Source organism: Streptomyces sp. SID14478 (assembly GCF_010548525.1).
Classification (GTDB): domain Bacteria; phylum Actinomycetota; class Actinomycetes; order Streptomycetales; family Streptomycetaceae; genus Streptomyces.
Genome location: NZ_JAAGMG010001226.1, coordinates 1 through 11,893 on the forward strand (window position 1 = coordinate 1; position 11,893 = coordinate 11,893).

Annotated in this window: 11 protein-coding genes; 6 read left to right on the forward strand and 5 right to left on the reverse strand. The window is 73.2% G+C overall.

The window, feature by feature from the left end; genetic code table 11:
- On the forward strand, window positions 1-940 hold a 940-nt coding region (locus tag G3I40_RS39325), incomplete at its 5' end, for a Gfo/Idh/MocA family oxidoreductase (protein WP_164559607.1).
- Window positions 941-978: 38 nt separating this feature from the next.
- Here G3I40_RS39325 and G3I40_RS39330 read toward each other — a convergent pair.
- From G3I40_RS39330 to G3I40_RS39340, 3 genes are all read right to left on the reverse strand, one after another.
- Window positions 979-1,509, reverse strand: coding sequence for a PadR family transcriptional regulator (locus G3I40_RS39330; RefSeq protein WP_164559608.1), 531 nt, complete (start codon window positions 1,507-1,509; stop codon window positions 979-981).
- Between the two features lie 63 nt (window positions 1,510-1,572).
- Window positions 1,573-3,588 (reverse strand): NADPH-dependent 2,4-dienoyl-CoA reductase, encoded by a 2,016-nt coding sequence (locus tag G3I40_RS39335; protein WP_164559609.1) that lies wholly within the window; start codon window positions 3,586-3,588, stop codon window positions 1,573-1,575.
- A gap of 134 nt (window positions 3,589-3,722) precedes the next feature.
- A complete protein-coding gene (locus G3I40_RS39340; RefSeq protein ID WP_164559610.1) occupies window positions 3,723-3,992 on the reverse strand; it encodes a hypothetical protein in 270 nt (89 codons plus the stop codon).
- A 123-nt stretch (window positions 3,993-4,115) separates the two neighbouring features.
- On the opposite strand from G3I40_RS39340, the gene G3I40_RS39345 reads away from it, so the two are divergent.
- Complete coding sequence (locus G3I40_RS39345) at window positions 4,116-4,565, forward strand: MarR family winged helix-turn-helix transcriptional regulator (RefSeq protein WP_164559611.1); 450 nt, start codon at window positions 4,116-4,118, stop codon at window positions 4,563-4,565.
- A gap of 157 nt (window positions 4,566-4,722) precedes the next feature.
- Here the strand turns inward: G3I40_RS39345 and G3I40_RS39350 are convergent, their stop codons facing one another.
- Window positions 4,723-5,463 (reverse strand): GNAT family N-acetyltransferase, encoded by a 741-nt coding sequence (locus G3I40_RS39350; protein WP_164559612.1) that lies wholly within the window; start codon window positions 5,461-5,463, stop codon window positions 4,723-4,725.
- Window positions 5,464-5,664: 201 nt separating this feature from the next.
- Here G3I40_RS39350 and G3I40_RS39355 point away from each other — a divergent pair, with 201 nt between their 5' ends.
- The gene (locus G3I40_RS39355) at window positions 5,665-6,306 is read left to right on the forward strand and encodes a peptide deformylase (RefSeq protein ID WP_164559613.1); all 642 of its coding nucleotides are present in this window, start codon (window positions 5,665-5,667) and stop codon (window positions 6,304-6,306) included.
- A gap of 3 nt (window positions 6,307-6,309) precedes the next feature.
- On the opposite strand, the gene G3I40_RS39360 is transcribed toward G3I40_RS39355, so the two are convergent.
- Entirely contained in the window at window positions 6,310-7,104 is a 795-nt protein-coding gene (locus G3I40_RS39360) for a VOC family protein (RefSeq protein WP_164559614.1), read from the reverse strand.
- A gap of 205 nt (window positions 7,105-7,309) precedes the next feature.
- Here G3I40_RS39360 and G3I40_RS39365 point away from each other — a divergent pair, with 205 nt between their 5' ends.
- The 3 genes from G3I40_RS39365 to G3I40_RS39375 form a co-directional block, all read left to right on the forward strand.
- On the forward strand, window positions 7,310-8,410 hold the full coding sequence (locus G3I40_RS39365) for a LacI family DNA-binding transcriptional regulator (protein WP_164559615.1): 1,101 nt from the start codon (window positions 7,310-7,312) through the stop codon (window positions 8,408-8,410).
- A 97-nt stretch (window positions 8,411-8,507) separates the two neighbouring features.
- Window positions 8,508-10,106: an FAD-dependent oxidoreductase gene (locus G3I40_RS39370; RefSeq protein ID WP_164559616.1), complete on the forward strand. Its 1,599-nt coding sequence runs from the start codon at window positions 8,508-8,510 to the stop codon at window positions 10,104-10,106.
- 86 nt (window positions 10,107-10,192) lie between these two features.
- On the forward strand, window positions 10,193-11,893 hold a 1,701-nt coding region (locus G3I40_RS39375; protein WP_164559617.1), incomplete at its 3' end, for a hydantoinase/oxoprolinase family protein.

Here is an 11,893-nt window from a genome sequence, read left to right on the forward strand (position 1 = left end):
CGTGGCCACGGTGCTCGCCGTGCCGGAGGTCGAGCTCGTGGTGAACCTGACGGTGCCGGCGGCGCACGTCGAGGTGGCGCGGGCGGCGCTGCGCGCGGGCCGGCACGTGTACGGGGAGAAGCCGCTCGCGCTGGTGCCGGACGAGGCCGAGAAACTGCTCACGGACGCCGCGGAGCGGGGTCTCCTCGTGGGCAGTGCGCCGGACACGTTCCTCGGGGCGGGGCTGCAGTCCGCGCTGCGGGCGGTGACCGCCGGGCACATCGGGACGCCGGTCGCCGCGTCGACGGCGCTGCGCAGTCTGGGCCCCGAGGGCTGGCATCCGGACCCGGGGTTCTTCTACCAGCCGGGCGGAGGGCCGCTGTTCGACCTGGGCCCCTACTACCTGACGTCGCTGGTGGCGCTCTTCGGAGGCGTGGAGCGGGTCGCGGCGTCGGTGCGCCGGGCCCGCGAGGAGCGGGTGGCCGGCACTGGCCCGGCGGCCGGACGGGCCTTCCCCGTCGCCGTGCCCACCCATGTGTCGGCGCTGCTCGACTTCGCCTCCGGGCCGGCGGCGACGTCCGTGTTCAGCTGGGACTCGGCGCGCCCGCACACCCATTTCGAGGTCATCGGCACGGAGGGCACGCTCGCGGTCCCCGACCCGAACACGTTCGGCGGGCCGCTGCGGCTGCGACCCAACGGGGCGTCCGAATGGGCCGAGCTTCCCGTGCGGGGCCGCACGGACGGCCGCGGCCTCGGCGTCGTCGACCTGGCCCGCGCGATCCGCACGGGTACGGCTCCGCGCGCCTCGGGGGCGCTGGCGCTGCACGTGCTGCAGACGATGGCGGCGGTGACGGACTCGGCGCGGGCCGCGCAGTTCCGGGAGCTCACGACCCGGGTGCCGCCTCCGGCGCCGCTCCCGGCCGACTGGGATCCCACGGAGGTGACGGTGGCGGGCGCCTAGCCCGCCGGGCTCCCGTACGCGCTGCCGGGTCGTACGCGTCAGCGGTCCAATTCCGAGAGCGTCCGCTCCAGCCACTCCACCCAGAAGGTCTCCAGGTCGATCCCGGCCTGCAGGACCGCGCGCCGCAGGCGGTCCGGCACGGCGTCCCGCTCCGGCGGGAAGTCACGCTTCTCGATGTCCCGGTAGGTCTCCAACTGCTGCCGGTGCAGGTCGAGATGGCGGCGCAGTTCGGTGTCGACGCCGTCCGTGCCGACCACCGCCGCGGAGCGCAGCCGCAGCAGCAGTGGGTCCCGCAGCGTCTTGGGCTCCTGCGGCGCGGCGGTCCAGCGGGCCAGTTCGGCGCGCCCGTCGGGCAGGACCTCGTACTCCTTCTTCTGGCCGCGCGCCGGGACCGGGGAGGGCAGGGCGCGGATCAGGCCGTCGCGCTCCAGCTTGCCGAGCTCCCGGTAGATCTGCTGGTGCGTGGCCGACCAGAAGTAGCCGATCGACTTGTCGAAGCGGCGGGTCAGTTCGAGCCCCGACGACGGCTTCTCCACCAGGGCCGTGAGGATCGCGTGCGGCAGTGACATGACGCCAGACTAAGTGAGGGAGGTCACGCGGCCGGCGGGCCCGGCCACGTGACCTCCCGGTCCTCACAGGGCCGCCGCGACCTCGGTGCCCTGTTTGATGGCGCGCTTGGCGTCGAGTTCGGCCGCGACGTCGGCGCCGCCGATCAGGTGGGGCGTGCGGCCCGCGGCGAGCAGGTCGTCGTAGAGGGAGCGGTGCGGTTCCTGGCCGGCGCACAGCACGACCGTGTCGACGGGGACGAGACTGCGCTCGCCGTCGACGGTGATGTGCAGCCCCGCGTCGTCGATCAGGTCGTACGTGGCGCCCGCGACCATCGTGACGCCGCGGTGGCGCAGTTCGGTGCGGTGGATCCAGCCGGTCGTCTTGCCGAGGCCCGCGCCGACCTTGGACGTCTTGCGCTGGATGAGGTGGACCTCGCGCGGCGGCACGGGCCGCTCGGCCTTCTTGAGTCCGCCGCGGTCCGCGTAGTCCATGTCGACGCCCCAGAGCCGGAAGTACGTCGCCGGGTCCTGGCTCGCCTTCTCGCCGCCGTCGGTGAGGTACTCGGCGACGTCGAAGCCGATGCCGCCCGCCCCGATGACGGCGACGCGCTCGCCGACCGGGGCGCCCTCGCGCAGCACGTCGAGGTAGCTGACGACGCTCGGGTGGTCGACGCCGTCGATGGCGGGGGTGCGGGGGCTGACGCCGGTCGCGACGACGACCTCGTCGTAGGCGTCGAGGTCGGCCGCGGCGACGCGGGTGTCCAACGCGACGGTGACGCCGTGCAGTGCGAGCTGCGTACGGAAGTAGCGCAGCGTCTCGTCGAACTCCTCCTTGCCGGGGACCTTGCGGGCGACGTTCAGCTGGCCACCGATCTCGGACGCGGCGTCGAACAGCGTGACGTCGTGGCCGCGTTCGGCTGCGGAGACGGCGCACGCGAGACCGGCCGGGCCCGCGCCGACGACGGCGACGCGCTTCTTCAACCGGGTGGGCGCGAGGACGAGTTCGGTCTCGTGGCAGGCGCGCGGGTTGACGAGGCAGGAGGTGATCTTGCCGCTGAAGGTGTGGTCGAGACAGGCCTGGTTGCAGCCGATGCAGGTGTTGATGGCGTCGGAGCGGTCGGCCGCGGCCTTGTTCACGAAGTCCGGGTCGGCGAGCATCGGCCGCGCGAGGGAGACCATGTCGGCGGCTCCGTCGGCGAGCAACTCCTCGGCGAGTTCCGGCGTGTTGATGCGGTTGGTCGTGACGAGGGGGACGGACACCGCGCCCATGACCTTCTTCGTCACCCAGGTGTACGCGCCGCGCGGCACGGATGTCGCGATGGTCGGGATGCGGGCCTCGTGCCAGCCGATGCCTGTGTTGATGATCGTGGCACCGGCGGCCTCGATCTCCTTGGCCAGGTGCACGACCTCCTCCAGCGTCGAGCCGCCGGGGACCAGGTCCAGCATGGACAGCCGGTAGATGAGGATGAAGTCGTCGCCCACGCGCTCGCGCACGCGCCGCACGATCTCCACGGGGAAACGGATGCGGTTCTCGTACGCGCCGCCCCAGCGGTCGGTGCGGTGGTTGGTGTGCGCGGCGATGAACTCGTTGATGAGGTAGCCCTCGGAGCCCATGACCTCGACGCCGTCGTAGCCCGCGGCCCTGGCCAGCTCGGCGGCGCGCGCGAAGTCCTCGATGGTCTGCTCGACATCGGCGTCGCTCAGCTCGTTCGGGGGGAACGGGCTGATGGGCGCCTGGAGCGGGCTCGGCGCGACGAGGTCCTCGTGGTAGGCGTAGCGGCCGAAGTGCAGGATCTGCATCGCGATCCTGCCGCCCGCCGCGTGCACGGCGTCGGTGACCTCGCGGTGCTGCTCGGCCTCCGCCTCGGTGGTCAGCTTGGCGCCGCCGGCCCACGGGCGGCCCGCCTCGTTCGGGGCGATGCCGCCGGTGACCATGAGGCCGACGCCGCCGCGGGCGCGGGTGGCGTAGAACTCGGCCATGCGCGCGAAGCCGTTCTCCGCCTCCTCCAGACCCACGTGCATCGAGCCCATAAGGACGCGGTTGGGCAGGGTGGTGAAGCCCAGGTCGAGCGGGGCGAGCAGATGCGGGTAACGGCTCATGGGGCCCTCCGTGCGCGGCGGTCGTCGTCACTGTTCTAGACGACCCCCACACCCTTATGCAACAAGTTGCAAAAGAGAGCTGCGCCACGCAAGGCAAGCCTTACCCGAGGCGCGCCCGGCCCCCGCGCGGGCCGCTACCGGGCGTCGGCGACCTCGGCCACCCACCCGTACGGCAACTCCTCCCCGTCGACGGTCACCGCCTCCACCGTGCGGGTGCGCGGGTCGATGTCGGCCTGGACCCCCTCACCCTCGTAACGCGGATATCCGGACTCCCCCGCGCCGCCGGTGGCGGTCACCGTCACGGCGCGCAGGGCGTTGCCGTGATCGGTACGGCCCTCGGCGTTGGTCAGCCGGGGCTTGAGGACGACGGTGCAGCTCTCGGGCACTTCGGGCGTATCGCTCATGCTCCGGAATCTAGTGCGCGGCGCGCGGCCGCGCCCGCCGTAACGGTTTCCTCGCGACACCTCGGTTGTAGAGTGCAACGAGCGTCGGGGCGAGCGGCCGGCGTCTCGGAAAGGAACCCGCACGTGGCAGAGCCCGACCGTCCGGCCGACCGCGCATCGGCCGTGGAGACCATCCAGCGCGAACTGACGTCCTTCGCCCGCCGGGCGAGGGCGACGGCGGCCCGGATGCACCCCGAGCTGTCACTCGTCTCGTTCACCCTGCTCAGCCATCTCGACGAGCGGGGCGGCTGCCGCGCCACCGATCTCGCCGCGCACTACGCACTGGACAAGTCGACGGTCAGCAGACAGGTCTCCGCGCTGGAGCGGGCCGGGCTCGTGATGCGGCGCGTCGACCCGGACGACCACCGCGTCCAGGTCCTGCTCCCGACCGCCGCCGGGGCGGAGATCCTCGCGCAGGTGACGGAGAGCCGTCGGCAGATCTTCGGGGAGCGCCTCGCGGACTGGTCCGCGGCGGACCTGAACCGGTTCGCCGACTACCTGCTGCGCTACAACGAGGCGGCCCGCGAGGACTGAGCCCCCGGGGCCCGCCGCAGCGATCCCGCTCCACCTCTCGGGAGAGGGCAGCGGGACATCGCGTCCGCAGCGATCCGTCGGTGGCGATTGCCCGAGGTTCCGCGATCCGCTGCCGGGTGGGGGACGGCCTTCTCGCGGCGCCGCGGACCGGCAACTCCTAGGCGCGCACCAGCAGTTCGGGGGCCCGCGCCGCGCGGAAGCGGGTCGTGCGGCGCAGCCGGAAGCCGAGGGACTTGTACAGCCGGATCGCCTGCGTGTTGTGCTCCCCGGTGTGCAGGAACGGCGTCTGGCCGCGCTCCTCGATCCCGGCGGCGACGGCCCGCACGAGACGCCCGGCGAGCCCCTGGCCGCGCTGGTCGGCGTCCGTGCACACGGCGCTGATCTCGGTCCAGCCCGGCGGGTGCAGCCGCTCCCCCGCCATCGCGACGAGCACGCCGCCCCGGCGGATGCCCAGGTAGGTGCCGAGCTCGATGGTGCGCGGCAGGAACGGCCCCGGCCGAGTGCGGGCCACCAGGTCCAGCATCTCGGGCACGTCCGCCGGGGTGAGCCGGACCGCCTCGGGGTCGTGCGCCGCGTCCACCGCCTCGCCGACGAGCTGCACGCCGGGAATGTCCTGCGTCAGCGCCCAGCCGTCCGGCAGGGCGCGGGTGGTTCCGGGCAGCGGCACCTCCGCGCCGGGTCCGGCGAGCGCGGCGAGGTCCGCCCAGTCCTCGGGGCCCGGGTCGTCGGGCAGGGCCAGCCAGGGCGAGACGTCGAGGGGATAGCGCAGCACGCGGCCGCGGCGCTCGGCGAAGTGGGCATGGGGCCCGCTCAGCGCGGTGTACGCCGGGTTGTCCAGCGGATGCGCCGCCTGGCCAGGGGCGCGCACGGCGGCGCGCCCTTCGTACGTCTCCGTCATCCGGACCCTTCTCTCCTGCGTGCGCGACTGACGTCCCCAGCGCGACGTCCACACCATCGAACCCCCAGGTCAGGGCCGCGCATTCCCTGGCACACACAGTGTTCACGAGGTCGCAACGCGTTGACACGACCGCAATACGGCCGCAGGGTCCGGGCAACATCCGCCGTTGCCGCCCGTGATCGTTGTTGGCATGCTGGCGCGATGCCGTCCACAGCACTGAGTGATCACGTCGAGGCCCTGCTCGCCACCGAGGGGCCGCTGCCGATCGTCGCCGCGGGCGATCCCGTCCTGCGCCGGCCCGCCGAGCCGCTGGACGGGCAGCTCTCCGACGGCCTGCTGGCCCGGCTGATCGAGGCGATGCGCATCACGATGCACGCGGCGCCGGGCGTGGGCCTGGCCGCACCGCAGATCGGGCTGCCGCTCCGGCTCGCGGTCATCGAGGACGCGGCGAACGTCCCGGACGAGGTGAGCGCGGCCCGTGGGCGCGTCCCACAGCCGTTCCGGGTCCTGGTCAATCCGTCGTACGAGGGCGTGGGCGAGCGCCGGGCCGCCTTCTACGAGGGCTGTTTGAGCGTGCCGGGGTACCAGGCCGTGGTCGCCCGGCACGAGCGGGTGCGGCTGCGCGCCCTCGACGAGCGGGGGAGCGCGGTGGACGAGGAGTTCAGCGGCTGGCCCGCACGCATCGTCCAGCACGAGACGGACCACCTGGGCGGCACTCTGTACCTGGACCGCGCCGAACTGCGTTCGCTGTCGTCCACGCAGGTGTCGGTGGAGCGCTGGGCGCAGCCGACGCCCCAACTCGCCGCGAAGGAGCTGGGGTTCGCGCTTCCGGCAGCCGACTGACCGTCAGTCCAGCTGGGGCATCTCCCCCGTGGCCGCGGTGACGTCGATGACGGAGAGCGCGGCGCCCTGCGGGTCACCGACGGCCGCGAACCGGCCGAAGGGAGTGTCCAGCGGCCCGAAGTGCAGCTTCCCGCCGAGGCGTTCGACGGTGGCGACGGCCGCGTCGCAGTCCTCGACGACGAAGTACACGTTCACGTACGACGGCACGTGCTCGGGGAACTCGTCCGTCATCTGCATCCGGCCGAGGGCCGGCCGGCCCTCCAGCTGCCAGACGTTGAAGTCGATGTGCTCGTCGGCCATCTTCTTGACTTCGTACGGGAAGACGGACGTGAAGAACGCGTCGGTCTTCGCCGCGTCACGGGAGTTGACCTCGGCCCAGCAGAAGGCGCCGGGCTCGTTGACCTTCTCGAAGCCCTCGTGCGAGCCGGGCTGCCAGACGCCGAAGTAGCAGCCGGTGGGGTCCTGGGCGGTCACCATCGTGCCGAAGTCGCCGACCTGCATGGGGTCCATCGCGAGCGTGCCGCCCGCGCTCTTGATCCGCTCGGCGGCGGCGTCGATGTCGGACGTGGCGAAGTACAGGTTCCAGGAGGCCGGAACGCCTTCCATGCCGGGCATCTGCGGCGACAGCGCGGCGACGTGCTTGCCGTCCCCGTCCGTGGCCTGCGTGTAGTTGCCGAACTCCTCGGCGCTCGGGTCGTAGGACCAGCCGAACAGCTCGGCGTAGAAGCCCTTCGCGGCCTCCAGGTCCGGGAACATGGCGTCGGCCCAGACGGGCGCGCCCTCGGGTTGAGCGGGCATCGCGGAGACCCTTTCTCGGGTTCGCCGGACACGACGGGGCCCGGCGGCTACTGCTCCAAGCTAGGCCCGCGCGACGTGTTGCGCGATCCGTGGGGAAAGTTCTGTCGCACCTGTTGACGGCGGCCCGGTGCCGCCCCCACAGTGCTCGTTAATGCGCATTAGTAATGCGCATTAACAGCTGGGTGCGAGCGAGGGAGCGGCAGGCGTGGAGCAACCGAGGAAGCGGGCCAAGCCCGGGCGGAGTCCGGCGCCCGCGGGCCGTACGTCGCGGCCGCGGCAGGCCGAGGTGGCCCGGCTCGCCGGGGTCTCCCAGGCGACCGTGTCCCTGGTGCTCTCGGCCCGCGGCGACGGCAAGGGACCGACGATCTCGGACGAGACCCGGCAGCGGGTCCTCGACGCGGCGCGCAGCCTCGGCTACGTACCGGACCCGGCCGCCCGGCGGCTGGCCGCCGCCCGCAACAACCTGCTCGGCGTCTTCAGCTTCACCGCGACCTTCCCGACCGATGTGCAGCACTCCTACTACCCGTTCCTGGTGGGAGTGGAGCAGGAGGCGGCCGCGCGCGGCTACGACCTGGTGCTGTTCACCGGGTCGAGCAGGGGCGGTGCGGGCGACGCGGGACCGGACGCGCTCAGCCGGGTCCGGCTCGCGGACGGCTGCCTCTTCCTCGGCCGGCACGTACCGCGCGCCGAACTGAAGCGGCTCGTCGCGGACGGCTATCCGGTCGTGCACCTGGGCCGCCGCGAGGAGCTGGAGGGGCTCGCCTGGGTCGGCGCCGACTACGTGAGCGCGAGCCGTGAGGTCGTCGCGCATCTGGCCGAGTTGGGGCACCGCCGGGTCGTCCTCGTACGGGAGGACGACGACGCGCCCGCGTCGACGGACCGTCAGCAGGGCTTCCTGGAAGGCCTCGTGGCGGCCGGTGTCGATGCCGGACCGGAGGCGGTGCTGCGCCACGCCGACCCCGTGCGGGAGTTGACGCCGCAGCGGGTGCGGGAGCTGGTGGACGGCGGGGTGACGGCCTTCGTGGCCGAGGAGACCGACACCGGTTCCGCGTGGCGCGCCCTGAACGCGGCGGTCCGGGCGGCGGGGCTCTCCTGCCCGGGGGACGTCTCCCTCGGGCTGCTCGGGAGCCCGCCCGCCGACCTGGCCGGCGAACCGGCGCCCATGGGCTTCGACATCCCCCGGCACCAGCTCGGCGCCGCCGCCGTGCGGCTGCTCGCCGCACTGGTGGCCGGCGAGGACGCCGAGGAGCCGCTCGTGGCGTGCGAGTTCCGTCCGGGGCGGACCGCGGGCGCCGCACGCACATGACGAGCACGTCCCGTGGGTCAACGTGCCCAGTACGTACGTGAGTTCAAGCACGCGTAGCAGCAGCAGAAGCAGTACACGAACCAGAACAGGGAGCACAGTGATATCCGAACCGGACATCCTCATCGTCGGCGGCGGTCTCGGTGGCGTCGCCGCCGCGCTCGCCGCCTGCCGCGCGGGGCGGCGGGTCGTGATGACCGAGGAGACCGACTGGATCGGCGGCCAGCTCACGGCGCAGGCCGTCCCGCCGGACGAGCACCCGTGGGTGGAGCAGTTCGGCACGACCGCGACGTACCGGGCGCTGCGCGAGGGCATCCGCTCCTACTACCGGCAGTGGTACCCGATGCGCAGCGAGGCGCTCGCGCTCACCGACCTCAATCCCGGCGCCGGGCGCGTCAGCAAGCTCTGTCACGAGCCGCGCATCGCCCTCGCCGTCCTGGAGGCGATGCTGGCACCGCACCGGGCGTCCGGACTGCTGACCGTGCTGACCGAGCACCGGGCCGTGTCCGTCGAGGCGGACAACGATGTCATCACCTCCGTCACGGTGCGCGATCTGCGCGACGGCACGCCGCGGACGCTTGCCGCCCGGTACGTCGTCGACGCCACGGAGACCGGGGAACTCCTCGAACTGGGGGGCGTGGAGCACGCCAACGGGGCAGAGGCGCAAGGGGAGTTCGGGGAGCCGCACGCGCCCGCCGAGGCGCAGCCCGACAACCAGCAGGGCATCACGGTGTGCTTCGCGCTCTCGCACCACGAGGGCGAGGACCACACGGTCGACCGGCCCGAGGACTACGACTTCTGGCGCTCCTACCGGCCCGACTTCTGGCCCGGCCCGCTGCTCGGGTTCGAGGCGCCGGACCCGCGGTCGCTGGAACCGGTCCCGCGCACGTTCGTGCCCAATCCGGACCTGGACCCGCTGGCGGTCAGCGCCGATCAGAGCGCGGACGCCGGGGACAAGGAGCTGTGGGGGTTCCGCCGGATCCTGGCTCGCAAGCTGCACCGCCCCGGCGCCTTCGACTCCGACATCACGCTCGTCAACTGGCCCTTGAACGACTACTGGTTGAAGCCGTACATCGGGCAGGAGGCCGAAGCCCTGCGCGGAGCACGGCAGTTGTCGCTCTCCGTCCTGCACTGGCTGCAGACCGAGGCCCCCCGCGCCGACGGCGGCACCGGCTTCCCCGGTCTGCGCATCCGCCCGGACGTGACCGGGACCGCGGACGGCCTCGCGAAGGCGGCGTACGTGCGCGAGTCCCGGCGCATCAAGGCGGTGACGACCGTCATCGAGCAGGACGTCGCCATCGACGTGGTCGGCGCGTACGGCAGGACCCGCTACCGCGACTCGGTCGGCGTCGGCAACTACCGCATCGACCTGCACCCCTCCACCGGCGGCGACTCGTACATCGACATCGGGTCGGTGCCGTTCGAGATCCCGCTCGGCGCACTCGTGCCGCGCCGCGTGCGCAACCTGCTGCCGGCCGGCAAGAACATCGGCACCACCCACATCACCAACGGCTGCTACCGGCTGCACCCCGTCGAGTGGAACATCGGCGAGGTCGCCGGCGCGCTCGCGGCGCACTGCCTCGCCGAGGACCTGGAACCGCAGCAGGTGCAGGCCGAGGACAAGCGGTTCGAGGAGTTCGGGCGGGTGCTGGAACGGGCGGGCGTGCAGCGGCACTGGCCCGACGTCCGCGGCTACTGACCCTCACCCCGGCTCACCCTCTCCCCCCTCACTCCCCCACGCCTTCAGCACCGCACGCACGTCAACGCACAAGGAGGTGCCCTGACATGACCACTGACCGTCGCATCCGCGTCGGCATCGACGTGGGCGGCACGTTCACGGACGCCGTGGCGGTCGACGCCGCGACGCTCGCCCTGGTGGGCCAGGTGAAAGTGCCCACGAGCCATCACCACGAGGACGGTGTCGCACACGGCATCGTCGCCGCGCTCGAACGCCTCCTGGAACAGGTCGACCGCACGCCGGCCGACGTCACGTTCCTGGCGCACGGGACGACACAGGCCACGAACGCCCTGCTGGAGGGCGACGTGGCGAAGGTCGGGCTGATCGGGATCGGCGGCGGGGCGGGTGCCGTGTTCACGCGTCGCCTCGCCGCGCTCGGCACGCTCGAACTCACCCCGGGCAAGAACCTTCCGCTGGCCTACGCGCACGTGGCCGACCCGTTCGACGCCGACGCGGTACGGGCCGCGGTGGCCCGCGTCACGGCCGAGGAGGCCCAGGTCCTCGTCGCCACCGAGCCGTTCGGGGTGGACCGGCCCGAGGGCGAGCGGGCCGTTCTCGACGCGGCCCGGCCCACGGGGCTGCCGCTGGCGGCGGCGCACGAGATCACGTCCCTCTACGGGCTGCAAAAGCGGACGCGGACGGCCGTCGTGAACGCGGCGATCCTGCCCCGCATGCTGGCGACGGCCGACCTCGTCGACGCGTCCATCACCAAGGCCGGGGTGACGGCGCCCCTGATGGTGATGCGCTGCGACGGCGGCGTCATGTCGCTGGACGAGATGCGCCGCCGCCCGCTGCTCACCGTCCTGTCGGGGCCGGCGGCGGGGGTCGCCGGCGCGCTGATGCAGGAGCGGATCAGCGAGGGCGTGTTCCTGGAGACGGGCGGCACGTCGACGGACATCAGCGTGGTGCGGCGCGGCAAGGTGGCCGTGCGGCACGCGACGATCCTCGGCAGGACCTCGTACCTCAACGCCCTCGACGTCCGCACGGTCGGCGTCGGCGGCGGGTCCATGGTGCGGATCGGCGGGGGCCGGGTGAGTGGGGTCGGGCCGCGCAGCGCGCACATCGCGGGGCTGCCGTACGCCTGTTTCGCCTCGCCCGACGACCTGCGGGACGCGCGGGTCGCGACGGTGCGCCCCATGGCGGGCGACCCGGACGACTACCTGGTGCTCGACGCCGCGGGCGGGCGGTTCGCCGTGACGATGACGTGCGCGGCGAACGCGCTCGGGCGGGTACCCGAAGGTGACTTCGCGCGCTGCGACCAGGAGGTGGCACGGGCCGCCCTCGCCCCGGTGGCGGCCGCGCTCGGCACCGATGTGCCCGGTGCGGCGCGGGCCGTCCTCGACGCGGGAACCGCGCAGGTGAAGTCGGTCGTGGACGCGATGATCCGGGACTACCGGCTCGACCGGGACACGGCCGTACTGGTGGGCGGGGGCGGCGGCGCGGCCGCGGTGACCCCGCACCTGGCCGCGGACGCCGGTCTCGAAGGGCGCATCGCCCGCCACAGCGAGGTGATCAGCCCGATCGGCGTGGCCCTCGCCCTCGTGCGGGAGCAGGTGGAACGGATCGTCCCGGGGGCCACCCAGGAGCAGATCCTCGCGGTGCGGGCCGAGGCCGAGCGGGCGGTGGTCGCCCAGGGCGCCGCCGCCGAGGGCGTGGAGGTGGAGGTCACGGTCGACCCGCAGACCAGCACGGTGCGCGCCGTCGCCACCGGCGCCACCGAGCTGCGCACCCAGGACCGGGCGCACCGC